Origin of the sequence: Kitasatospora sp. NPDC098652, from assembly GCF_044760155.1 — a bacterium.
Taxonomy (GTDB): domain Bacteria; phylum Actinomycetota; class Actinomycetes; order Streptomycetales; family Streptomycetaceae; genus Kitasatospora.
Genome location: NZ_JBIWAQ010000005.1, coordinates 264,840 through 288,700, shown reverse-complemented (window position 1 = coordinate 288,700; position 23,861 = coordinate 264,840). Strand labels below are relative to the sequence as shown.

General features: G+C 75.0%; 21 protein-coding genes. 7 read left to right on the top strand and 14 right to left on the bottom strand.

Annotation, left to right across the window (positions count from 1 at the left end):
- Positions 1-165: 165 nt before the first annotated feature.
- The 3 genes from ACIQWA_RS14310 to proC all read right to left on the bottom strand — a co-directional run bounded on the left by ACIQWA_RS14310 (position 166) and on the right by proC (position 3,515).
- Positions 166-1,362, bottom strand: coding sequence for an acetoin utilization protein AcuC (locus ACIQWA_RS14310; RefSeq protein ID WP_402482085.1), 1,197 nt, complete (start codon positions 1,360-1,362; stop codon positions 166-168).
- A gap of 49 nt (positions 1,363-1,411) precedes the next feature.
- Positions 1,412-2,602, bottom strand: a complete 1,191-nt coding sequence (locus tag ACIQWA_RS14305; protein ID WP_402482082.1) for an MFS transporter — start codon at positions 2,600-2,602, stop codon at positions 1,412-1,414.
- Between the two features lie 85 nt (positions 2,603-2,687).
- Positions 2,688-3,515, bottom strand: a complete 828-nt coding sequence (proC, locus tag ACIQWA_RS14300; protein WP_360225861.1) for a pyrroline-5-carboxylate reductase — start codon at positions 3,513-3,515, stop codon at positions 2,688-2,690.
- 195 nt (positions 3,516-3,710) lie between these two features.
- Between proC and ACIQWA_RS14295 the strand changes: the two genes are divergently transcribed.
- Positions 3,711-4,160: a hypothetical protein gene (locus ACIQWA_RS14295; protein WP_360225858.1), complete on the top strand. Its 450-nt coding sequence runs from the start codon at positions 3,711-3,713 to the stop codon at positions 4,158-4,160.
- 103 nt (positions 4,161-4,263) lie between these two features.
- A complete protein-coding gene (locus ACIQWA_RS14290; protein WP_402482079.1) occupies positions 4,264-4,407 on the top strand; it encodes a hypothetical protein in 144 nt (47 codons plus the stop codon).
- Positions 4,408-4,410: 3 nt separating this feature from the next.
- Here the strand turns inward: ACIQWA_RS14290 and ACIQWA_RS14285 are convergent, their stop codons facing one another.
- From ACIQWA_RS14285 to ACIQWA_RS14245, 9 genes are all read right to left on the bottom strand, one after another.
- On the bottom strand, positions 4,411-4,926 hold the full coding sequence (locus tag ACIQWA_RS14285; protein ID WP_402482076.1) for a hypothetical protein: 516 nt from the start codon (positions 4,924-4,926) through the stop codon (positions 4,411-4,413).
- A gap of 104 nt (positions 4,927-5,030) precedes the next feature.
- Complete coding sequence (gene ilvD, locus ACIQWA_RS14280; RefSeq protein WP_360225849.1) at positions 5,031-6,875, bottom strand: dihydroxy-acid dehydratase; 1,845 nt, start codon at positions 6,873-6,875, stop codon at positions 5,031-5,033.
- A gap of 205 nt (positions 6,876-7,080) precedes the next feature.
- Positions 7,081-7,851 (bottom strand): methyltransferase domain-containing protein, encoded by a 771-nt coding sequence (locus tag ACIQWA_RS14275; RefSeq protein WP_360225846.1) that lies wholly within the window; start codon positions 7,849-7,851, stop codon positions 7,081-7,083.
- Between the two features lie 45 nt (positions 7,852-7,896).
- Positions 7,897-8,700: a sugar phosphate isomerase/epimerase gene (locus ACIQWA_RS14270; protein WP_360227625.1), complete on the bottom strand. Its 804-nt coding sequence runs from the start codon at positions 8,698-8,700 to the stop codon at positions 7,897-7,899.
- Positions 8,701-9,312: 612 nt separating this feature from the next.
- Positions 9,313-10,275, bottom strand: a complete 963-nt coding sequence (locus tag ACIQWA_RS14265; RefSeq protein ID WP_402482073.1) for a Ppx/GppA family phosphatase — start codon at positions 10,273-10,275, stop codon at positions 9,313-9,315.
- Positions 10,276-10,396: 121 nt separating this feature from the next.
- Positions 10,397-11,251, bottom strand: coding sequence for a glycerophosphodiester phosphodiesterase (locus ACIQWA_RS14260; protein ID WP_360225840.1), 855 nt, complete (start codon positions 11,249-11,251; stop codon positions 10,397-10,399).
- Positions 11,252-11,409: 158 nt separating this feature from the next.
- Positions 11,410-12,747, bottom strand: coding sequence for an SUKH-4 family immunity protein (locus tag ACIQWA_RS14255; protein WP_402482072.1), 1,338 nt, complete (start codon positions 12,745-12,747; stop codon positions 11,410-11,412).
- A gap of 270 nt (positions 12,748-13,017) precedes the next feature.
- Positions 13,018-15,786: a toxin glutamine deamidase domain-containing protein gene (locus tag ACIQWA_RS14250; RefSeq protein ID WP_402482070.1), complete on the bottom strand. Its 2,769-nt coding sequence runs from the start codon at positions 15,784-15,786 to the stop codon at positions 13,018-13,020.
- Between the two features lie 71 nt (positions 15,787-15,857).
- Entirely contained in the window at positions 15,858-16,328 is a 471-nt protein-coding gene (locus tag ACIQWA_RS14245) for a hypothetical protein (protein WP_360225831.1), read from the bottom strand.
- A gap of 400 nt (positions 16,329-16,728) precedes the next feature.
- Between ACIQWA_RS14245 and ACIQWA_RS14240 the strand changes: the two genes are divergently transcribed.
- Positions 16,729-17,550: a hypothetical protein gene (locus ACIQWA_RS14240; protein ID WP_402482437.1), complete on the top strand. Its 822-nt coding sequence runs from the start codon at positions 16,729-16,731 to the stop codon at positions 17,548-17,550.
- A gap of 56 nt (positions 17,551-17,606) precedes the next feature.
- Here ACIQWA_RS14240 and ACIQWA_RS14235 read toward each other — a convergent pair whose 3' ends face one another.
- Positions 17,607-18,776, bottom strand: coding sequence for an NADH-quinone oxidoreductase subunit D (locus ACIQWA_RS14235; RefSeq protein ID WP_360225829.1), 1,170 nt, complete (start codon positions 18,774-18,776; stop codon positions 17,607-17,609).
- A complete protein-coding gene (locus tag ACIQWA_RS14230) occupies positions 18,773-19,789 on the bottom strand; it encodes an SAM-dependent methyltransferase (protein ID WP_402482065.1) in 1,017 nt (338 codons plus the stop codon). The genes ACIQWA_RS14235 and ACIQWA_RS14230 overlap by 4 nt, the downstream gene beginning before the upstream one ends.
- Positions 19,790-19,954: 165 nt before the next feature.
- Between ACIQWA_RS14230 and ACIQWA_RS14225 the strand changes: the two genes are divergently transcribed.
- The 4 genes from ACIQWA_RS14225 (at position 19,955) to panC (ending at position 23,803) form a co-directional block, all read left to right on the top strand.
- Entirely contained in the window at positions 19,955-21,148 is a 1,194-nt protein-coding gene (locus ACIQWA_RS14225) for a sensor histidine kinase (protein ID WP_402482434.1), read from the top strand.
- Positions 21,149-21,173: 25 nt separating this feature from the next.
- The gene (locus ACIQWA_RS14220) at positions 21,174-21,863 is read left to right on the top strand and encodes a response regulator (protein WP_402482062.1); all 690 of its coding nucleotides are present in this window, start codon (positions 21,174-21,176) and stop codon (positions 21,861-21,863) included.
- A gap of 87 nt (positions 21,864-21,950) precedes the next feature.
- A complete protein-coding gene (locus ACIQWA_RS14215) occupies positions 21,951-22,898 on the top strand; it encodes a DUF2520 domain-containing protein (RefSeq protein WP_360225817.1) in 948 nt (315 codons plus the stop codon).
- Positions 22,898-23,803 (top strand): pantoate--beta-alanine ligase, encoded by a 906-nt coding sequence (panC, locus tag ACIQWA_RS14210; protein ID WP_402482059.1) that lies wholly within the window; start codon positions 22,898-22,900, stop codon positions 23,801-23,803. Before ACIQWA_RS14215 ends, panC begins: the two co-directional genes overlap by 1 nt.
- The last annotated feature ends 58 nt before the right edge of the window (positions 23,804-23,861 follow it).

The window sequence follows — 23,861 nt, the reverse complement described above, 5'->3', positions numbered from 1 at the left end:
TCCCCAGAGTAGTTATGGGTGGTACCAGTGGGAAGAGGGGAGGTGCAGTCCTCGTACGGTGAGAGATAGGACTGTTGCAGTACGTAGTCACTCGGCGGTTCGCCCCAGGGGGCGTACGCACGGCCCTTCCGGCGCGCGGCCGGGGTACGGGCCGGGGCGGCGGATTCAGGCCAGCAGACCGTGGTGGGGGAACACCGCGCGGCGGGCCGCGAGGATGGCCTGATCGAGCCGGTCGGCCGGATCGTAACCCGAGTCGAAGTCGCGCCAGGACGGGCGGGCGCCGTCGGTCATCCGCAGCGGGGCCGGGCGGTGGGTGCGGCGGTAGACCTCGGCGCGCCAGGACTCGGGGGTCTCGGTGGCCGGGTCGACGGGCCGGCCGGCGGCGGTGGCGACCAGGTGGGTCCAGCTGCGCGGGACGACGTCCACCACGGCGTAGCCGCCCCCGCCGGTGGCCACCCAGCGGCCACCGGTGAGCCGGTGGGCCAGCCCGTGCAGTTCCTCGGCGATCAGCCGCTGGGCGTCCACCGTGACGGCGAGGTGGGCGAGCGGGTCCTCCAGGTGGGTGTCCGCGCCGTGCTGGGTGACCAGGACCTGCGGCCGGAAGGCGGTGAGCAGTTCGGGCACCAGGGCGTGGAAGGCGCGCAGCCAGCCGGCGTCCCCGGTGCCGGCCGGCAGCGGCAGGTTGGCGGCGGAGCCGGGGGCGTCCGGGCCGCCGGTCTCGGTGGGCCAGCCGGTCTGCGGGAAGAGCGTGGCCGGGTGTTCGTGCAGCGAGACGGTCAGCACCCGGGGGTCGTTCCAGAAGGCCTCCTGGACGCCGTCGCCGTGGTGGACGTCCACGTCGACGTAGGCGACCCGCTCGGCGCCGAGTTCGAGCAGCCGGGCGATCGCGAGGGCCGGGTCGTTGTAGACGCAGAAGCCGGAGGCCTTGCCGGGCATCGCGTGGTGCAGCCCGCCGGCGAAGTTGACGGCGTGCGGGGCCTCGCCGTGCCAGACCGCCTCGGCGGCGGCGACCGACTGGCCGGCGATCAGCGCGGCGGCCGAGTGGACGGCCGGGAACGACCAGTTGTCGTCGGTGCCGAGCCCGTGCCGGGGGTCCGACTGCTCGGGGTGGGCGGCGGCGTGCTTGACCGCCTCGACGTACTCCTTGGTGTGCACCAGCTGCAGGGTGGACTCCCCCGCGGCCGGCGCGGACCGCACGGTCACCCCGGGCCCGGTGGCGAGTCCGAGGGCCTCGACCAGGCGCATGGTCAGCGCGAGCCGGGTCGGGTCCATCGGGTGGCCGGGGCCGAAGTCGTAGGCGGTGACGGCCTCGTCCCAGTAGAGGTGCAGGCCGCAGGAGGTGTCACGCTCGGCTTCGGGCATGGCCTCCACCGTAGTGGGTGGCGGCGGCGGGCCCCGCCCGCCCCCACCGTCAGGCCAGCTCTACCACCGGGGCGGGGGCGAAGCGCTCGGCCAGCGGCAGCACGGCGAGCACCAGCAGCATCGGGGCGAGCAGCGCCCAGCGGTAGGAGCTCGCGTCCGCGACCGCCCCGACCAGCGGTGAACCGATCAGGAAGCCCACGTAGTTGAAGAGGTTGAGCCGGGCCACGGCGGCGTCCGAGTCGGCCGGGAAGAGCCGGCCGCCGGCGGCGAACACCTGCGGGATGATCGCGCAGATGCCGAAGCCGAGCACGGTGAACGCGGCGATGCCCGCCCAGGCGGCGGGCGCCAGCGCGGCCAGCCCGAAGCCCAGCGCGGCCAGCGCGGCGCCGCCGCGCACCACCGGCACGGCGCCGAAGCGCTGCACCGCGCGGTCGCCCAGGGCCCGGCCGAGCAGCATCGCGACCATGTAGCCGAGGTAGGAGAGCTTGGCGAGGTCCTCCCGGCTGCCCAGGCCGTCGGTGAGGTACTTGACGCTGTAGTTGGAGACCGAGGCGTCCGCGATGTACGCGAAGGCCATCGCCAGGCAGAGCGGCAGCAGCGGGCGCCAGGGGATGGTCCGGGCGGCGGCCTCGGCGGCCTCCCGGACGGCGTCGCCGAGTTCGGCCGGCCCGGCGAAGCGCGTGCCGGTCAGCACCGCGAGCGGGGCGACCACCGCCGCGGCCGTGCCGAACAGCAGCGGCAGCCCCAGGTCGTAGTGCGAGCCGAGGCCGGCGATCGCGGCGCCGAGGATGCCGCCGAGGCTGAACGCGGCATGGAAGCCGATCATGATCGAGCGGCCGTAGCGGTGCTGGAGGCCCACCCCGAGCATGTTCATACTGGCGTCCAACGCCCCCACCAGCAGCCCGAACGCGCCCAGCGCGAGGGCGAGTTGCCACAGCGAGTCGCCCAGCCCGGCACCGGCCAGACTGAGGCAGACAGCCGGCTGGACGACCCGCAGCACGGCCCGGGCGCCGGTGCGCTTCACCAGCTGCTCGGAGAGGATCGAGCCCGCCCCGGCCAGGATCGGCACCGCGGCCAGGAAGACCGGCAGCAGCCCGTCGCTCAGCCCGTACCGGTGCTGGATCTCCGGGATGCAGGTGACCAGCAGCGCGAAGGTGGTGCCCTGGAGCAGGAAGCTGACGGCGAGCGCGGCCCGCCCGACTCTCAGGCCGGGCGGGACGGTCGGGGACACGACGCTCATGCGGGACCTCGCTACTGGCCGGTAGAACGATGTTGGCCGAGAGCGTAGGGGGTGCGCCGCCTTTGCGGGAGGGGTCGTGCAGCGGTCACTTCCCGCCGGAGGCCAGCTCCCGGGAGCGGTCCCGGGCCGCCTCCAGGGCGCCGAGCAGCGCGGCCCGCACCCCGTGGTTCTCCAGTTCGCGGATCGCCGCGATGGTGGTGCCGGCCGGGGAGGTGACCGCCTCGCGCAGCTTCACCGGGTGCTCGCCGGAGTCGCGCAGCATCACCGAGGCGCCGATCGCGGACTGCACGATCAGGTCGTGCGCCACCTGCCGGGGCAGGCCGAGCAGGATGCCCGCGTCAGTCATCGCCTCGACCAGGAAGTAGAAGTAGGCCGGGCCCGAGCCGGACAGCGCGGTGGCCGCGTCCTGCTGGGCCTCCGGCAGCCGCAGCGCCTTGCCGACCGAGCTGAAGATCTGCTCGGCGCGCGCCAGGTGCTCCTCCCGGGCGTGCGAGCCGCCGGAGATGACGCTCATCCCCTCGTCCACCAGCACCGGCGTGTTGGGCATCACCCGGACCACCGGCGTGCCGGCCGCGAGCCGCTCCTCGAACCAGGCGGTGGGGACGCCGGCCGCCGCCGAGATCACCAGCCGGTCCGGGCTGATGTGCGGGGCCAGCTCCTCCAGCAGGGTGCCCATGTCCTGCGGCTTGACCGCGAGGATCAGGGTGTCGGCGAGCTTGGCGGCCTCGGCGTTGGAGACGGCCACCACGCCGTAGCGGTCGGCGAGTTCGGCCGCGCGCTCGGGGCGGCGGGCGGTCACCAGGACGTCCGCCGGGTCGGTGCCGGCCCGCAGCAGACCGGAGAGCAGGGCCTCGCCGATCTTGCCGGTGCCCAGGAAGGCGATCTTCTGTCCGTGTGCTGCGCTGCTGCCCATGGTCCGCTCCTTACCTCGGTACTGCGGCCATCCTCGCACCGTGCGGCGGCGCCCGTCCGGACCGTCCGGTCCGTGGGCGGCGGGCCCGGCAGTGGACGGGAGGGGGCCGGAAGGGCCTGGGTGCTCTGCCCCTAGGGAGAAAACTCGGGGGTTTCCCCTATGGCCTCCGGGCCCGGGCGGGCGCACCGTGGAGCCATGGCACACGACGAGATGTCCCGACGTGAGAACCGGCAACTCGCCGCCGCTTCGGCGACGATGGGCCCGTGGCGGACGGCCGCGGGGGTCGGTGCGGTGGTGGGCGCGACCGCCCTGGGGGTCGAGGCGATCTCCGGGGACTGGTCACTGGCCATGCTGGCCGGACCGGCCGGCTGGGCCCTGTTCTTCCTCTTCCTGGTCGGCACCGTCGGCGGTCAGCTGCGCCGCGACACCACCGACCGGCGGCTGCGCCGCTGGGCCGACGCGCACCCGTGGCAGTCGGCGCTCCCGGCGGCCGGCGGGCTGCTGGTGCTGAACACCCTGGCGCAGTACTTCCTGGGCGACAGCGGGCTGTTCGGCTCCTTCTTCATCTCGCTGCTGCCGGCCGGCCTGCTGCTGGTGATCGCCGGAGTGGTGGGCTCGGTGAAGCAGGCCCGCCGCAAGGGCTGAGCCCGTCCCCCCGGCCGTCCCCCGGCCGCCCCCCGATTCGGGGCATGTTTCCGGACAAAGAGCGGTGAACCTTCCCGCCGGGCACACGGGTCCACCACAGGCCGTGCCCCCGATCAACGGATCGTCACACCCCGCCGGCAACCTGGACCCGAAGGTGGTCGCGGGCGGCCGGCCGGACGCCGCGCTCGCGCTGCTGCAGCCGGACATCCCGCAGACCGAGGGGTGCGGCACGGTCAGCCGCACCTGACGTTCAGCGCCTGCGCTTGCCGCCGGGTCGGCCGCCGCGGCCGGCCCGGCGCTTCTCGTACTGCTCGACGGCCGTGCGGTGGGCGGCCCGCCGGACCGCCTCGCCGGGGGCCTCGACCAGGCTGCGGACGAAGTAGGCGGCCAGGCTGCCGGCCCCGCCGATCAGCCAGACGGCGCCGAGCGACTTCTCCTCGGCCATCCAGCCGGTCAGCTGGTCCCTGCCCACGGTGAGGACCTTCCAGGTGCGCCGGACGGCCATCATCGAGCAGACCGCGATGGCGGCGGTCAGCAGCCCGTTCAGGAAGCCGCCGCCGCTGTCGGAGAGCGCGACGCCCTCGACGCCGAGGCGCAGCACCAGCACGGCGGCGGCGGTGGCGGCCAGGGCGCCGACCGAGACGCCGACCCGGCGCAGCCAGTAGCCGTTGTCCCGGTTGAGCCAGGAGGTGCCGAAGAAGCGGATCGGCTCCGGCTCGGGGGCGCCGGCGGGCTTGGGGGCGGGGGTGGGGGGCTGCTCGCTCACGTCCTCGATTATCACCCGGGTGCCGGCCGTGGCACCGCGCCCGGTGGCCGACGGCGGCGGAGCCGTCCCGGACCGCGGGACGGCTCCGCCGTGGCCGGCTGGGCTCAGCCGAGCTTGCTGACGTCCCGGACCGCGCCCTTGTCGGCCGAGGTGGCCATCGCCGCGTAGGCCCGCAGCGCCTGGCTGACCTGGCGGTCGCGGTTCCGCGGCCGGTAGCCGTGCCCGGCCTCCAGCGCGCGGCGGCGCTCGGCGAGGACCTCGTCCGGGACCTCCAGGGAGATCGTCCGGGCCGGGATGTCGATGGCGATGGTGTCGCCGTCCTCGACCAGCGCGATGGTGCCGCCGGAGGCCGCCTCCGGGGAGGCGTGGCCGATGGACAGGCCCGAGGTGCCGCCGGAGAAGCGGCCGTCGGTGACGAGCGCGCAGGCCTTGCCGAGGCCGCGGCCCTTGAGGAAGGAGGTCGGGTAGAGCATCTCCTGCATGCCGGGGCCGCCCTTGGGGCCCTCGTAGCGGATGACGACGACGTCGCCCTCCTTGACCCGCTTGGCGAGGATCGCCTCGACCGCGTCCTCCTGGGACTCGACGACGACGGCCGGGCCGCTGAACGTCCAGATCGACTCGTCGACGCCGGCCGTCTTCACGATGCAGCCGTCCTCGGCGAGGTTGCCGTACAGCACGGCGAGGCCGCCCTCGACCGAGTAGGCGTGCTCGACGCTGCGGATGCAGCCGCCGGCGGCGTCGGTGTCCAGCGACTCCCAGCGCTCGGACTGCGAGAAGGCCTCGGCGGAGCGCTTGCAGCCGGGGGCGGCGTGCCACAGCTCGACGGCCTCGGCGGAGGGCGAACCGCCGCGCACGTCCCAGGTCTTGAGCCACTCGGCGAGCGAGTCCGAGTGCACGGTGTGGACGTCCTCGTTGAGCAGCCCGCCCCGGTACAGCTCACCGAGGATGGCGGGGATCCCACCGGCCCGGTGGACGTCCTCCATGTAGTACGAGCCGTTGGGCGCGACCTTGGACAGACAGGGCACCTTGCGGGAGATCGCGTCGATGGCCCGCTGGTCGAAGTCCAGCTCGGCCTCCTGGGCGGCGGCGAGCAGGTGCAGGATGGTGTTGGTCGAGCCGCCCATGGCGATGTCCAGGGCCATGGCGTTCTCGAAGGCGGCGCGGGTGGCGATCGCGCGCGGCAGGACGGAGGCGTCGTCCTGGCCGTAGTGGCGGTTGGTGATCTCGACGACCGTGCGCCCGGCCTTCTCGTAGAGGGCCCGGCGGGCGGTGTGGGTGGCGAGCACCGAGCCGTTGCCGGGCAGCGAGAGGCCGATCGCCTCGGTGAGGCAGTTCATCGAGTTGGCGGTGAACATGCCCGAGCAGGAACCGCAGGTCGGGCAGGCGTTCTCCTCGATGATCGCGATGTCCTCGTCGGAGACGTTCTCGTTCACCGCCTGGGAGATCGCGTCGACCAGGTCCAGCTTGCGCACGGTGCCGTCGACCAGGGTGGCCTTGCCGGCCTCCATCGGACCGCCGGAGACGAACACGGTCGGGATGTTGAGGCGCAGCGCGGCCATCAGCATGCCGGGGGTGATCTTGTCGCAGTTGGAGATGCAAATCAGCGCGTCGGCGCAGTGCGCGTTGACCATGTACTCGACCGAGTCGGCGATCAGGTCGCGCGAGGGCAGCGAGTAGAGCATGCCGCCGTGGCCCATCGCGATGCCGTCGTCGACGGCGATGGTGTTGAACTCGCGCGGGATGCCCCCGGCCTCCTTGATCGCCTCGGAGACGATCCGGCCGACCGGCTGGAGGTGGGTGTGGCCGGGGACGAACTCGGTGAAGGAGTTGGCGACCGCGATGATCGGCTTGCCGAAGTCCTCGCGGGCTACGCCGGCGGCCCGGAGAAGCGCCCGGGCGCCTGCCATGTTGCGACCGTGGGTGACCGTACGGGACCTCAGCTCGGGCACTGTGCTCCACTCCTTCGGGGCTCTCGCCGGCGCCCCGCCGGTGAGGGGGCGCGGGGGCCGTTGTGGCTTACGAGCCTACGCCCGCCGTCCGGCCGGCGGACGGCGCGTCCGCGATGCGGGCAGTCGGGGCGGGGCCCCGGCTCGGCGGCAGGACGGCGGACGTACGGGCCCCCGGGCGGCGGACCGGCGGACCGGCGGCTCGCGGTCAGGCCGGCTTGACGGCCACGGTGAGGTCCAGGCTGAACGGTTCTGCGACCACGCCGTCCGGGAACTCGACGGCCATCGCCTCCCGCTCGGCGGCCAGCACCGGGGCGCGCTCCTCGGGGCTGAGCGAGGCCAGGTAGGAGCGGGAGGTCAGGTCGGTGAGCACGTGCTCGACGGTGACCTGCCGCTCCCAGTGCAGCACCGTCCGCTCGACCACCAGGCCGGCCGGGGCGAAGTGCCGGGTGTGGCCGCTGATCCCGCCGTAGCCGCGGTAGCGGCCGGGCAGCGCGGCGGCCAGCCGCTCGGCCCGGGCCCGGACCCACGGCACGGTCTCGTCGTGCAGGTTCCACCAGGTGGCCAGGGCGCCGCCCGGCCGCAGCACCCGGAGCGCCTCCGGGATGGACCGCTCGGGCCTGGTCCAGTGGAAGGCCTGGGCATAGCCGATCAGGTCGGCGGAGGCGTCGTGGAAGGGCAGGTCGTCGCCCGTCCCGCGGACCAGCGGCAGGGCCGGTGAGGAGGCCAGGAACTGGGCGGCCATGCCGTCGCTGGGCTCGACCGCGACGACCTCGGCGCCCCGGGCGGCCAGCAGCCGGGTGGCGATGCCCGTCCCGGCGCCGACGTCCAGGACCCGGGCGCCCTTGAGGCCGCGGCCCCAGAGCCGCTCCACCGCGTCGAACAGCTCGTCGGGGTAGCCGGGGCGGCCCTGGTCGTACTCGGCGGCGACCGCGCCGAAGCTCATGGCGAGTTCCCGGTATTCCCGATCCTCCGTCATGTATCCCCCTCCGAGCGGAAGTTAGGGCCCGGCCGGGCCCGGTGCTCAGCGTACGCGCGAGGGGGTGGCGAGGTGCAAGCGGGTGAAGGCGAGGGCCTCGGCCAGGTCGGCCTCGCGTTCGGCGGGGGACGCGGAGCGGCGGGTGTTGACCTCCAGCACCACATGGCCGTCGAAGCCGGTGCGGGCGAGGTGCTCCAGCAGTTCGGCGCAGGGCTGCTTGCCCCGGCCGGGGATCAGGTGCTCGTCCTTGCCGGAGCCGCTGCCGTCGGCCAGGTGGACGTGGGCGAGCCGGTCGCCCATCCGCTCGACCATCTCGAAGGCGTCGATCCGGGAGGTGGCGACGTGCGAGAGGTCGATGGTGAAGTGCCGGTACTCCTCCTCGGTGACGTCCCAGCCGGGGGCGTAGGCCAGCACCTCGCGGTCGCGGTAGCGCCACGGGTACATGTTCTCGACGGCGAAGCGGACGTCGGTCTCGCCCGCCATCCGGTTGATGCCCTCGACGAACTCGCGGGCGTACTGCCGCTGCCAGCGGAACGGCGGGTGCACCACGACGGCGCCGGCGCCGAGCTTCTCGGCCGCCGCCCGGGCCCGGACCAGCTTGGTCCACGGGTCGGTGGTCCAGACCCGCTGGGTGATCAGCAGGCAGGGGGCGTGCACGGCCAGGATCGGCAGCTGGTGGGCGTCGGAGAGGCGGCGCAGCGCCTCCAGGTCCTGGCTGACCGGGTCGTTCCAGACCATCACCTCGACCCCGTCGTAGCCGAGCTTGGCGGCCAGCTCGAAGGCGACGGCGGTGCTCGCCGGGTACACCGAGGCGGTGGACAGCGCGACCTTGGTGTCCGGGATGTGCAGGGTCGGGTGCTGGGGCAGCACCAGCCGGTCGGTGGTGCGCAGCAGCGGCGGGCGGGCGGCGTCGCGCTTGGCGGCCTTCACCGAGCGGACGGACTGGACGGCGGCCTTGGCGGCGCCGGCGGCCCGGGCGGTGCGGGTCTCCTTGGGCGGCTGCCCGGCGGTCCCGGTGGCGGCCTTACGGGCCGTGCTCCGCTTGGTCGGGGTCTTCGCGGTCTTCCCGGTCTTCCCGGCCTTCGCGGCGGTCGGCTGCTCGCTCTGCTTCTGCTCCGTGGCGGCGGCCGTGGCCTTCTTCGCGGTGCGTCGGCCCGCCTCGACGGCCTCGGCCCCCTTGGCCGCCTTGGCGCTCTTGGCAGCCTTGGCAACCTTGACCTTGGCGACCTTGGCCACCTTGCCGGCCTGTGCCGCGGTGGCGCCCTTGACCGCCTTGCCGAGACCGGACTTGCCGAGCCGGCCGCGCGGGCCGGCCGACCGCGGCTGCCCGTCCGCTCCGGGAGCGCGGCCCTCCTGCGTTCCGTCCTCGCCCGCTGGTTGCACCACGGGAGACAGCGTAAGCGGAGCGCGCCCCGAACGGGGGCGGACGCCCGGCGGAGTGACCGCCGGCACGCTCCCCCGCTACTGGGTGAGCGCGGGGCGGCGCCGGTCGGCGGGGCTGTCCATGGCGTCCAGCTCGCGCAGGATGATGCCCTCGCGCAGGGCCCACGGACAGACGTCCAGCTCGTCCAGGCCGAACAGGTCCATCGCGGCGTCCGCGACCAGGGCCCCGGCCAGCAGTTGCTTGGCCCGGCCCTCGGAGACCCCGGGGATCTGCGCGCGCTCGGCGACGGTCATCGTGGACAGCCGCGGCAGCCAGGCGGCGAGCCCGCTGCGGGTGAGCCGGCGCTCGGCGTACGGGCCGGCGTCGGCGGGGGCGGCGCCGGTCATCCGGGCCAGCTGCTTGAAGGTCTTGGAGGTGGCGACGGCGTGCTGCGGCGCCCCGAGCCGGGAGATCTCGCCGACCACGTTGGCGATCTCGGCGCGGACGTGCCGTCTCAACTCGCGCAGCGCGTCCGGTTCGGCGACGTCCCCGGGCAGCCAGCGGGCGGTCAGCCGCCCGGCGCCGAGCGGCAGCGAGCAGGCGACGTCCGGCTGCTCGTCCAGGCCGCAGGCGATCTCCAGCGAGCCGCCGCCGATGTCCAGGTTGAGCAGCCGGCCCGAGGACCAGCCGAACCAGCGCCGGACGGCCAGGAAGGTGAGCCGGGCCTCGTCCTGCCCGGAGAGCACCCGCAGTTCGATCCCGGTCTCGGCGGCGACCCGGCGCAGCACCTGCTCGCCGTTGGCGGCCTCGCGGACGGCCGAGGTGGCGAACGGCAGGATGTCGACCACGCCCTTGTCCTCGGCGACCCGCAGCGAGGAGGCGATGTGGCCGATCAGCCGGTCGACGCCGGCCTCGCTTATCGCGCCGGAACCGTCGAGCAGTTCGGCCAGGCGCAGTTCGGCCTTGTGCGAGTACGCGGCCAGCGGGGCGGCACCCGGATGGGCGTCCACCACGAGGAAGTGGACCGTGTTGGAACCTACGTCGAGCACACCGAGTCGCATAACTCTCCACGCTACGCGATCCGGCCCTGGAGGAGATCGGTTGTGACCGTATTCGCGCTGGTCCAGGTCGTTCCCGACCGTTCCGGGTGCGATCGGTGGGTGCTCCCCGACCGCCGTGCGCTCAGTGGCCGCGCGGGCCGGCCCGGCGCTCGGTGCGGCAGTTGGCGTCCACCCAGCGGCGGGCCGGGCCCGGGGTGTCGGTGATCAGCCCGTCGGCGTCCCGGGCGGTCATCAGTTGCCAGGCCTCGTCACCGTCCAGCGTCCAGACGTAGACCTCGCGCCCGGCCTTGCGCTCGGCCGCGATCCGGGCGGCAGTGGCCAGGCCCGCGTCCAGGGCGATGCCGTCCAGTTTGAGGTCCCCCGGGTCCTCGGCGATCCCGCCGCTCTGGATCAGCACCACCGGCAGGGCGGGGGCCACCGCGTGGGCCTGGCGCAGGTTGGCGACCGAGAAGGAGTAGAGCACGATGTGCGCCCGGCTGCCGGCCGCCATCCGGGCGATCCGGGTGACGTCCTCGGGGCGCTGCCACTTGAGCTCCATCAGCAGCGTGGCGCTGCTGGTGGAGAGCCGCGCGAGCAGTTCCTCCAGGGTCGGGACGGGCTGGGCGCCGCCCGGGCCGACGGTCACCCGCAGGGCGGCGACCTGGGCGGCGGTCAGGTCCGCGACGGCGCCCTTGCCGTTGGTGGTGCGGTCCACGGTCGGGTCGTGCATCAGCACCGGGACGCCGTCCCGGGTGGTCTGCACGTCGGTCTCCAGCCAGTCCGCGCCCTGCTTGAGGGCGGTCTCGAAGGAGGCCATGGTGTTCTCGGGCGCGTTGAACGGCGCACCCCGGTGCCCGATCACCACCGGGGACGCGCACACCGGCGGCGCGGCGGGCGAGCGGGCCTGCAACGCGGGACCGGCGGAGGCGCACCCGGCGGCCAGGACCGCGAGCGCGGCGAGGACGGCCGTCTGGGCGGCGCGGGGCGGGGCGGTCACGGCTCGGTGCTCCGGTTTCGGTCGCTCGGGGTCGGCTGGTACGGGTCATACGCGGTCATCTGATCCTTTGATCCTTCTGACAGCCCCGCACCGACGTCCGGTTCCCCGGTCCGCCGGGATCGCCGGGATCGGCCGGTTCGCCACGGCCCGCGGCCGGATCAGAGCAGGCCGTCCCACAACTGTTCCACGATGACGGCCCACCAGTTCTCCGGATCGCCGTAGACCGTACCGTCCAGCTCCGCCAGCCCCCGCTGCAGGGCGTCCACCGCCGTGCCCGCCGCGGCCGGGTCCAGCCCGCGCAGGGTCGGCCACCAGCCGGCGAACAGCTCCAGGCAGCGGACGAAGGCCCGCAGGTCGGCGTTGCAGTGACGGGCCGTCGCGTAGTCCGGGTCCACCGCCCGGACGGCGCCGTCCGCCGGGTCGAGGGTGATCAGCGCCCAGCCGTCCGTCCCCAGCACCAGCTGCCCGGCCGCCGCCGTCCGCTCCCGCTCGGCCGCCCGGGTGCCGCGGCCGAGCGCGGCGAGGTACGGCGCGAGCGGGGGCAGCACGGTGCCCGGGCGGGAGCCGTCCGCGATCGCCTCCGCGCCCGGGTGGTGCAGCGCGAAGAAGCCGTCCACCGCCTTCGGCAGCCCGACCGCCAGCAGCAGCGCCGCCGCCTCCCCGGGCAGCTCGGCGCGCACCACGTCCGCCGGATCGAAGCGCTGGACGCCCGCCGGACCGAACCGCTCGGCCAGCCGCTGCGCCAGGGCGGCGTCCGGCTCCGCCGGCAGCGGCGGCACCGCCCGCGGGAACGGCACCCGGTTGCGCCCGGGCCCGTCCGGCGCGTCCGGCGCGTCCGGCCCGGCGTGCCTGGCGTGCCCGGCGTGCCCGGCGGCCAACTCCCGTACGGCGGCGGCCCGGTGGTCGAAGCGCGGGCCGTACGGCAGGTCGAAGTCCAGCCGGACGTGCGGCAGTTCGGCCGCCAGCGCGTACGACCAGTAGCCGCCGGGCAGGGCCGACATCCGCAGGTCGGTCCGCACCGCCAGCACGTCCTCCGCCGCGACGCCCCGCTCCCGCAGCCACCACCAGCCGCGCAGCGCCGGATGCGGCAGCCCGGCCGCCGAGCGCAGCGCCAGCGCGCGGGTGGCGCCGGTGCCGTCCCGGTAGGTCAGCTCGGCCCGGGCGCCCCGGCCGGTGGCCGGCGGCCGGGTCGGGTCGTGGCCGCCCGCGCCGACGAAGTCCCGGTAGAGCCCCACCACTTCCTCCACCGGAACCGACGGCCAGACCGTGAACCGCCCGCTCTCCCGGTCCACCACGGCGCACGCGGCCCCGACCTCCTCGGGCGCCCGCCGCTCCCCCGTCCGCGGGTCCACCTCCACCCGCGGCGGCTCCGCCCAGACCACCCACCCCAGCTCGAACTCGTGCGCGCACACCCGCCGCGCCACCCCGGCCCCCTGCGGCAGATCCCCGTTGATCCACCGGTGCCCCGCCTCCACCGCCTGCGCCCGTGCGATCACCCGTACACCCCCGTCGTCGAATCGGACCCCATCATCGTCCAGCCCCGATCATCCAGCCCCGATCGGCCACCGGGGGAATCCGCCGAAGGAGGACGCCGGTACCGCGCCCGCCCGACCGGAGCCTTCGGAGGGACGGTGCGCGCAGCACCCCTGACGAGGACCGCCCGACCGGGATCCCCGGGCACGGCCGCTCCGTCGGCGCGGGAAGTCGGCCGAACCGACTTCCCGCGCGAACCCGATGGCGTGCCAGGGACGGGTGCCGCAAGGAGTTCAGGCCGCCACCAGGTCCAGGGGACGGCCCTCCGGGTTCAGGGCGATGGCCCAGAGGCCCTGGGTGGCGGGGTGGAGGGGGGCGGGGCCGCGACGGGCGAGCTGGTGGTCGAGGTAGGTGACGGTGTCCCGGTGGTTGACGGCGTTCCAGGCGTGCGGGCGGCCGTAGGCGTCCAGGGTGAGCAGCACGGCCTGGGCGCCGTGCCCGGCCCGGCGGAGTTCGGCGGCGAGGCGGGTGAAGGCCTGGCCGCCGTCGCCGAGGTCGCGGAAGGGGGCGCCGAGTTCGCGTTCGGCGCGGTCGCGGCCGCCGCGTTCGCCGGCGTCGCCCTCGGTGGGGATGCGCGGGGCCGCGCAGGTGGGGCGGCCGGTGTAGGTGTCGACGGCGGAGAGGGCGATCTCCAGGCTGTTGTTGGCCCGGCCGGGTTCGCGGTGGCCGCCCGCGTTGACGGCCTCGGCCCAGCCGCCGACCGCCGGGTCGGGGTGGCGGGCGGGCAGGTCGTCCTGGTCGCGGGGCACCCGGCGTTCGAGTTCGGCCTGGTGCTGGGGGTCGACCGGGCCGAGCCCGCCGGGCCGTCCGTACGGGCGGCTGTCGGCGATGGTGCGCGGTCGGGGTTCCTCGGGGCCGTCGGCGAGCGGGCCGCGGCGGGCGCGCAGGGCGAGTTGGAGGGCCATCGCGTGGGCGGTGGCGACCGGGACGGCGCCCCAGGCGAGGGTCGGGTCGGCGAGGCCCGCGGCGGTGTCCCGGCGGCGGCCGTCGGGGTGGTGGGGCTCGGGCCGGCCGATGACCGGGGTGGTGCCGACGATCGGCGGCTCGGCCGGCGGCGGGGGTGCGGTGGCCGGGCCGTGGGTTCCGGCCGGGGTGCGGGGCGCGCCGGGCTGCGGTCCGGCGGCCACCGGGGCACCGACGACGGGCGCGCCGACGACAGGCGTCCCGGCCACGGGCGCGCCGGCTACGGGCGTACCGGCCACCGGCGCGCCGGCCGCGACGCCGCCGGGCGCACCCGCCCCGACGCCGCTGCCGAAGGGCGCGGCCGGGTGCGCCGGGTATCCGCCGCCCACGGCGAGCGGGCCGGGCCCGACGGTGCCGATCGGGCCCGCCACCGGGTAGCCGCCCGGGTAGGCCGGTGTCCCGAACGGCCCGGGCGCACTGACCACGCCGACCACACCGACCGGCCGGACGACCGGGGGCGCGTCCGGCGCCGGGCTGTAGCCGGGTCCGCCGGTGGAGGGCGCGGCGACGGGCGCGGGCGGCGCGGCCACGGAGTCGGTCCGTACGGTCACCGGCACGCTGCCGCCACCGCCGCCTCCCCCGGTGTGCGTGGGCGCCTGGAGCGGGTAGTCCCCGTCCGACCAGCCCGCCGCCACCGCCGAGCCGCCCTGGTGGGCGGGGGCCGCCACCCGGACCGACGGCCCGTCGTCCCGGGCGGGCGGCGACCAGTCGGCGGCCGCGGCCACGGCCCGGTGCGAGCCGCCGTACGAAGGGCCGGTGGCCGCGGCGGCCGGGTCGGCCGTCGGTGCCGAGGACGGGACGGCCGTGGGGTCCGCGGAGGGCGACGCCACGGCGAGCACGGACGGGACCACCGGCGCGACGGCCTGGTCCACCGTCGGCAGCACCCCCGCCCCCTTCGGGTCGCCGCCGGGGGCCTTCCGGTCCCGCGGGTCGGTCAGGTCGGCGAGCGGCAGCCCGTGCAGGTCCTTCCCCGCCTGGTCGGTGAGCACCGGCTGCCCGTGCTCGTCGAGCCGGACGGCCAGGTCGGCCACCCCGACCACCGGCTTGCCGTCCGCTCCGGTCACCACCAGCAGCCCGGCGGCGTCGGCCACCGGTGTGCCGTCGGAGCGCAGGATGACCGGCTTGCCGTCCGCGCCGAGGACGGGCTGCCCGTGGGCGTCGAGCGCGACGCTGAGGCCGGGCACGCCGACCAGCGGCCTGCCGTCCTTCCCGGAGAGCACGACCAGTCCGGTGCCGTCCTTGCCGAGCACGCCCGGTTCGCGGAGGGCCGCGGGCAGTCCGGCGGCGAGCGGGTCGAAGCCGCCCGCGGTGCGGTAGGAGGCGGTGGTGACGCCGGGCGTGGCGGTGGTGCCGAGGCGCAGCAGGGCGACGGCGGAGGGGTCCTTGAGCGCGGTGGCCAGGGCGTCCTTCATGCTGCGGCCGAGTTCGGCGAGCAGTCCGGCGATCTTGAGGGCCGCGGTCTCCACCGCCACGGCCTCGATGCCCGCCGCGACCTGGCCGGTGGCGGCGTTCCTGACGCCGTCCGCGAAGCCGGCGACGGACTTCGCCAGCCCGCCGAACACCCCGGTCCGCCCGGTCTGCCCCGCCTGGCCCGCCTGGCCCGCCTGGTCGGCGGTGCGGGCGACCTCGGCCGCGGTCTGCTGGACCTTGGCGGCCTGCTCCCGGGCCTGCTGGAGCTCGGCGGCCAGGTTCCGCAGGGTGGCGATGATCTCGGCCTTGCAGCCGTCGACGTCCTTCGCGGCGGTGTCGAAGGCGGCGGCGACCAGCCCGACGGCGGTGTGGGCGTCCGGCAGCCGGCCCTTGCCGCCGTCGCTGTAGGTGCGCCAGTACGCGGTGAAGGAGTCGACGGCGTGGCCGGAGTTGTCGGCGGCCACCCGCTGGACGGACTCGCCGCCCCGGCGGGTGATCCGTTCGGCCTCGGCGGCGAACTCCCGCCAGTGCGCGGCCGCCGAGCGCAGGGCCTCCTCGTCAGCCTGCGGCCACGGGTGGCCGGTCCTGGCCAGGAGCGGGACCAGTTCCTCGGGCAGTTTCCGGGACACGCGCTTCTTCCCCCTTCGAGCCGGGCCGTTCAGACCGACGTGTTCAGACCGACGTGTTCAGACCGACGTGTTCAGACCGACATGTCCTGGGGGACGGCCGGTGCCGCCCCCGGGGTTGCTCCGGTGCCCGAAGTCGTCGGCGGGCCCTGGTACACGGCGGGCCGGGCGACCGCCCCCGGGGCGGCTCCGGCCGGTCCGGTGGTCGCGCCGAAGCCGTCCGCCGTCGAGGTGTCGGTGTCGGTGGTCCGCTCGGCCATGCTGTGCAGTCCGGCCCCGACCTTGCCCAGTTGGCCGGCCAGGGCCTTGAGCCCGCCGAGGAGTTCACCGTGTGCCGGGCCGTAGACGGCGGCGAAGGCGCTGCCCGGCTGGTCGGCGCCCCAGGGCGTGCCGAGTGCGGCCAGGTCCTTCTCCAAGGTGCCCACGGCCTTGCCGAGTTCGCGCCCGAGCTTCTCGAACTCCCGCCCCTCACCGTGGAGTTCCCACGGCTTGAGGGCGAACCCGGTGCCGTCACCGTCGGACCTGCCGGTGCTGCCGCCTGCCATCCCGTACCTCCCCGTAGCGGACCGCGGCCGCCATCCTAGGGCGTGTCTTGTGGATCAGGTCGGACCAGACCGCGGCGTCAGGGTGCGTGCATCGCAAGGCGGAGGAGGGAGTCCATGCGGAGCATCGGCGACCGACGACAACGCGGCGAGGTGCGTGCCCTGACGTCGCGGGCCTGGCCTGATCCACAAGACACGCCCTAGGCACGCGCCCGGCCCCGCAGGCGCCCACGGCCGGACCTCTTCACCCCGCCTTCACCGCGCCCCGGGCGCGCGCCGGGCGTCGTCCACCGGCCCGTACGCCTCCGCGAAGCTCTACCCTTGCCGGGTGGCACCAGCAGAAACGTCCAAGAAGAAGACCAAGGCGAAGCCCCCGGCCGCCCCCGCTCCCGTCGACCTCGCGATGCCGACCCTGCGCCGCGAGATCCCGCGCGACGAGGTCCCGCTCGACTTCCCGCGCGCCTGGGTCGAGTTCGCCGACCCCGCCGACGAGGAGCAGGTCTTCCGCTGCGACCTGACCTGGCTGACCTCCCGCTGGTCCTGCGTCTTCGGCCAGGGCTGCCACGGCATCCGCGAGGGCCGCGGCGAGTCGGACGGCTGCTGCACGCTGGGCGCCCACTACTCGGACGAGGACGACGAGAAGCGCGTCCTCGGCCACGCGGCCCGGCTGACGCCCGAGCTGTGGGAGAACTTCGCCGAGGGCACCGACGCCAAGGGCCGGATCCGCTCCGACGGCGGCGTGACCATGCTGGACGAGGACGGCGACCGCCAGACCCGCCGGGTCAACGGCGCCTGCATCTTCGTGAACAGCCCGGACTTCGCGGGCGGCGCCGGCTGCGCCCTGCACGCGCTGGCCCTCAAGGAGGGCCGCGAGCCGCTGGAGACCAAGCCGGACGTCTGCTGGCAACTGCCGGTCCGCCGCACCTACGACTGGATCGACCGCCCCGACGACACCCGCTACCTCCAGGTGACGATCGGCGAGTACGACCGCCGCGGCTGGGGCCCGGGCGGCCACGACCTGCACTGGTGGTGCACCGGGGCGCCGGCCGCGCACCAGGGCGCGGTGCCGGTGTACGTCAGCTACCGCCCCGAGCTCACCGAGCTGATGGGCCGCGAGGCGTACGAGGTGCTGGCCCGGCTGTGCGAGGAGCGGATCGCCACCAAGGGCGACCGCAGGGTGGCCCCGCACCCGGCGGACCCGGTCAGGAAGCCGAAGAAGGACTGACCCCGCCCGCCGGTACCGGCACACCCCCGGTACCGGCGCACCCCCTGGGTACCGGCCTACTTGTCGATGTCGCCGACCACGAAGAACATCGACCCGAGGATCGCCACCATGTCGGCGACCAGCGTCCCGGGCAGCAGCTCGGTGAGCGCCTGGATGTTGTTGAAGGACGCCGAGCGCAGCTTGAGCCGCCACGGCGTCTTGTCACCGCGCGAGACCAGGTAGTAGCCGTTGATCCCGAGCGGGTTCTCGGTCCACGCGTAGGTGCTGCCCTCGGGCGCCTTGAGCACCTTGGGCAGCCGCTGGTTGACCGGGCCGGGCGGGAGGGTGGCGAGCTTGTCGAGGCAGGCGTCGGCGAGGTCCAGCGAGTTGCCGGTCTGCTCCAGCAGGCATTCGAAGCGGGCGAGGCAGTCGCCCTCCTCGCGGGTGACGACGGTGAGCACCTGCCGCAGTTCCTCGGAGCCGTACGCGAGGTAGGGCTCGTCGCGGCGCAGGTCGAAGTCGAGGCCGCTGGCCCGGGCGATCGGGCCGCTGACCCCGTACGCCTGCGCCTGGGCCGCGGTGAGCACGCCGACGCCGGCGGTGCGGGCGCGGAAGATCTCGTTGCCGAGGACGAGGTCCTCGAAGACCGGCAGCTGGGAGCGGACGGTCGCGACGGCGGCGCGGACCCGGCCGAGCCAGCCGGCCGGGAGGTCCTCCTTGAGGCCGCCGACCCGGTTGAACATGTAGTGCATCCGGCCGCCGGAGGCCTCCTCCAGCACGTGCTGGAGGTCCTCGCGGCCGGTGAAGGCGTGGAAGATCGGGGTGATCCCGCCGAGTTCCAGCGGGTAGGAGCCGAGGAACATCAGGTGGTTGAGCACCCGGTTGAGCTCGGCGAGCAGGGTGCGGATCCACACCGCCCGCTCGGGGACCTCCATGCCGAGCATCCGCTCGACGCCGAGCACCACGCCGAGCTCGTTGGAGAAGGCGGAGAGCCAGTCGTGCCGGTTGGCCAGCATGATGATCTGCCGGTAGTCACGGGCCTCGAACAGCTTCTCCGCGCCGCGGTGCATGTAGCCGATCACCGGCTCGGCGGTGACGATCCGCTCGCCGTCGAGCAGCAGCCGTAGCCGCAGCACGCCGTGGGTGGCCGGGTGCTGCGGGCCGATGTTGAGCACCATGTCGGTGGTGCCCGCCTCGCCGGTGAAGTTCTCGGCTCCCGCCCCGATGCCGACCGTGGTCTCCCTCATGACCCCAGAGTCTGCCATCCCGGCAGGGCCGCCAGGCTGTCCGGTACCGGCATGCGGACGGCTTGCAGGACCCATCCGAAGCCGCCCAGTCCGGCCGGGTCGGTGAGTTCGGCCCCCTCCCCGGCGCCGCTCAGGGCTCGCAGGTAGCCGGCCGGGTCGGTGGAGGCGAGCGCCAGCGGCGGGCGTCCGCCGCTGACCCCGAGCGCGCGCAGGGCCTCGCGCTGCGTCGTCCACAGGCTGTGGAGACCGGGGACGGCGACGGCGTCCAGCGCGACGTGCGCGGTCACGTCGCAGGAGCCGTCCGGCACCGGGGCCACCTCCCGGCCGTCCCGGAAACCGGCGAAGGTCCCGAACGGCGGCCGCCGCCCGGCCGTGTGCCCGTAGTCGACGGCGACGGCCAGTCCGCGCTCCAGCCCGGCCACCGCCCGGGCCCAGGCGGCGTCCCGGGGCGCCCCGAACTCCACCACCTCCCCGGGCTCGACGGCCGGCCACCAGCGCTCGGCCCAGGCCGCGTCGGCCGCCGAGACGGGTTCGCCGAGGCGCTCCTCACCGGTCGCGGTGTCCACCTCGCGGTAGCGCAGCACGCCGTCCCCGTCGACCTCCCCGGCGTCCAGCGGCACGTTGTCCAGCCACTCGTTGGCGAACAGCAGCCCGGTCACCCCGCGCGGCGGCTCCGTCGTCCACAGGGCTGTGGACGGAAGCCCGGCGGGCCGCTCGGCGAGCTCCACGCCGTACGGGCGCAGCCGCGCGAGCACCGGCCCGGGCAGTTCGGCCAGCACCCCGGCCAGCAGTTCGCCGCGCCCGGCCCCGACGTCGACCAGGGCCAGCTCCTCCGGACGGCCGAGGGCCTCGTCAACCTCCAGCAGCAGCCGGGCCACCGCACGGGCGAACCTCGGCGAGGCGTGCACCGAGGTCCGGAAGTGCCCGGCCGGGCCCTCCGGCCTGCGGTAGAAGCCGCCGTCCCGGTCGTACAGGGCCCGTTCCATGGCGGGCGCCCACCGCATCCACGTCATGGGCCGGGACGCTACCCGGCGGCGCGCGGCCCCTTCCAACCGGAGCGGGGCCGTCTCCGACCTACGGAGTAGGACGGATCGCCCTACCGGCGGACCTGGGCACCTCGTACGACTGCCTAGGCTGGACACGTGCATCGACTCAACGCCTGGCTCCGCCGTCACCCCATGGTGGTCGACGCCGTCTGGGCGTCGTTCGTGCTCTTCTTCGCCCTGGTGTCCGACAGCTCCTCCGGCAGCGGCTGGCTCCTCAACACGCAGATCCTGATCGCGGTGCTGCTGCCGCTGCTGATGGTCTTCCGCCGGCGCTTCCCCGACGTCACCGTCGCCGCCGCCACCGGCGTCGGCCTCGGCCAGGTCGCGGCCGACATCGACCCGGGCGGCTCCTCCATCGCCTACCTGGTGTTCGCCTACACCGGCGCCGCCTTCGGCCAGAAGTGGACCTCCCGGCTCGCCCTGCTCGCCGGGCTCTCCGCCGGTCCGCTGGCCTTCTGGCGGATGCACCTGGTGAAGACGTCCACCACCGACCACACCGGGGTGTACGTCTCCCGCCCGTACGGCTTCGCCGAGGCGGCGCTGGTCACCGTGCTGATGAGCACCCCGTTCATCCTCTGCTGGGCCTGGGGCCGGCTGACCAGGGTGCGGCGGGCCTACCTGACCGAGCTGGAGGACCGCGCGGCCCGGCTGGAGCGCGAACGGGACGCCCAGGCCAAGGTCGCGGTCGCGGCCGAGCGGGCCCGGATCGCCCGCGAGCTGCACGACGTGGTCGCGCACAACGTGTCGGTGATGATCGTCCAGGCCGACGGCGCCGCCTACGTGCTGGACAACTCCCCGCAGCAGGCGAAGGAGGCGCTCGGCACGATCGCCTCCACCGGACGGCAGGCGCTGGTCGAGATGCGCCGCCTGCTGGGCGTGCTGCGCACCGCCGACACCGCCGAGGAGTACGTCCCGCAACCGGGCGTCGAGGAGCTGCCCGACCTCCTGGAGCAGGTCCGCACGGCCGGGCTGGAGGTCGACTACGCGACCTCCGGGCACCCGCGCGAACTCCCCCGCGGGGTCGAGCTGACGGTCTACCGGATCGTCCAGGAGGCGCTCACCAACGTCCGCAAGCACGGCGGCCCCGACGTGCACGCCCGGGTCGCGGTCGACTTCGGCGAACGGGAGCTGGCCGTCCTGGTGGAGGACGACGGCCGCGGCAGCACCGACGAACAACTGGCCGCCGGCGGCACGGACGGTCTGGGCCACGGCCTGATCGGCATGCGCGAGCGGGTCGGCATGGTCAGCGGCAGCCTCGACGTGGGCCCCCGCCCCGGCGGCGGCTTCCGGATCCGCGCCGTCCTCCCGCTCAAGGCGGCGCACTAACCCCCCGCCCCCCTTAGGAGCCATCTTGACCATCCGCGTGATGCTCGTCGACGACCAGGAGCTGCTGCGCACCGGCTTCCGGATGATCCTCCAGTCGCAGGGCGACATCGAGATCGCCGCCGAGGCGGGCGACGGCGCCCAGGCCCTGGACCTGCTGCGGCACACGCAGGTGGACGTGATCCTGATGGACGTCCGGATGCCGCGCCTGGACGGGGTGCAGGCGACCCGCCGGATCTGCCTGGCCGAGGACGGCAGTCCGCTGCCGAACGCCCCGCACGTGCTCATCCTCACCACCTTCGACCTGGACGAGTACGCCTTCGCCGCGCTCAAGGCCGGGGCCAGCGGCTTCCTGCTCAAGGACGTCCCGCCGACCGAGCTGGTGGCCGCGATCCGCGCGGTGCACGGCGGGGACGCCGTGGTCGCCCCGACCACCACCCGGCGAATGATCGACCGCTTCGCCGAGGTGCTGCCGACCCCGCACAGCGCGCCCGGCTCGGACGTCCTGGACCCGCTCACCGAGCGCGAGCGGGAGGTGTTCCTGCTGGTCGCCCAGGGCCTGTCGAACGGCGAGATCGCGGCCCGGCTGGTGCTCTCCGAGGCCACCGTGAAGACCCACGTCGGCCGGATCCTGGCCAAGCTGGGGCTGCGCGACCGGGTCCAGGCGGTGGTGCTGGCGTACGAGGCCGGGCTGATCCGGGCCGGGGCGTCCGACTAGGTCCGCCCGCCGGGGCCGCCCGTACACTGGGGCGGTACGTCCGGTACCCGACGCGGACCGGAACGGTCATTCAGGACAAGGGTGGACATGGATTCGTCCGACTTCGCCGACTTCGGAGAGTTCGCCCCGCTCGCCGACGGCCTCGGCGACCCCAGCAGCCGACCGGCCCGGCTCGCCGTCGGCGTGGTCGGCACCGGCCGGGTCGGCCCCGCGCTGGGCGCCGCCCTGCAGCTCGCCGGGCACACCGTGGTCGCCGCCTCCGGGGTGTCCAGCGCCTCCCGCCGCCGCGCCGAGTCCCTGCTGCCGGGCGTGCGGATCGTCACCCCGCCGCAGGTGATGGCCGCCGCCGACCTGGTGCTGCTGACCGTCCCGGACGACGCGCTCGCCGACCTGGTCGCCGGACTGGCCGCCACCGGGGCGGTCCGCCCCGGCCAGCTGCTGGTGCACACCTCCGGCGCCCACGGCGTCGGCATCCTGGAGCCCGCCACCCGGGCCGGAGCGCTGCCGCTGGCCCTGCACCCCGCGATGACCTTCACCGGCACCTCGGTGGACCTCGCCCGGCTGGCCGGCTGCCCCTTCGGGGTGACCGCCCCCGAGGAGCTCCGGCCGGTCGCCGAGGCGCTGGTGGTGGAGATGGGCGGCGAGCCCGAGTGGGTGCCCGAGGAGGTCCGCCCGCTCTACCACACCGCCCTCGCCCACGGCGCGAACCACCTGGTCACCCTGGTCGCCCAGGCGATGGACCTGCTGCGTACGGCCGGCGTCGCCGAGCCCGGCCGGATGCTCGGCCCGCTGCTCGGCGCCGCCCTGGACAACAGCCTGCGCTCCGGCGACGCGGCCCTCACCGGCCCGGTCGCCCGGGGCGACGCGGGCACCGTACGGCGCCACCTGGCGCAGCTCAGTACGGTGTCCCCGGACATCCCGGCGGCCTACCGGGCGATGGCCCGCGCCACCGCGCAGCGGGCGCTCGCCAACGGGACGATCGACGACGCGTCGGCGGCGGCACTGCTGGACGTACTGAACGAGGAGAAGCACTGATGGCACGCGGGAAGCAGCCGAGCAAGGCCCAGCGGGCGCCGAAGGTCCACCGGGCCGTCGTCACCCACACCGTGGACGACTTCGAGGCCGCGTTCTGGCCGGACGAGAGCCCGGTGGACAACGCCGTGGTGATGACCATGGGCGCCCTGCACGAGGGCCACGCCGCGCTGATCCGGGCCGCCCGCAAGCAGGTCGGCCGGGAAGGCCGGGTCGCGGTCACGGTCTTCGTCAACCCGCTGCAGTTCGGCCCGACCGAGGACCTGGAGCGCTACCCGCGCACCCTGGACGCCGACGTGAGGCTGGCCGAGGAGAACGGCGCCGACGTGGTGTTCGCGCCGTCCGTCGAGGAGGTCTACCCGAACGGCGAGCCGCAGGTGCGCCTGGCGGCCGGCCCGATGGGCGAGCGCTTCGAGGGCGCCACCCGGCCCGGCCACTTCGACGGGGTGCTGACCGTCGTCGCCAAGCTGCTGCACATCACCGACCCGGACTTCGCGTTCTTCGGCGAGAAGGACGCCCAGCAGCTGGCGCTCATCCAGCGGATGGTCGCCGACCTGGACTTCGACGTCGAGGTCGTCGGCGTGCCGACCGTCCGCGAGGAGGACGGCCTGGCGCTGTCCTCGCGCAACCGCTACCTCTCCGAGGAGGAGCGCACCCGCGCCCTCGTCCTGTCCAAGGCCCTGTTCGCCGGCCGGGACGTCGCCGCGCAGGGCCCGAAGGCCGTGCGCGAGGCCGCCTCGGCCGTCCTGGACGGCGCCGAGGGCGTCACCCCCGACTACCTCGCCCTGATCGACCCGCACGACTTCTCGGAGGCGGCGGACGACTTCCAGGGCGAGGCGGTGCTGGCCGTCGCCGCGAAGGTGGGCTCGACCCGCCTGATCGACAACGTCCACGTCATCTGCCGCTAGGCAGCTGACCGACAAGCACAGGATCTGCCGCTAGGCAGCTGACCGACAAGCACAGGAT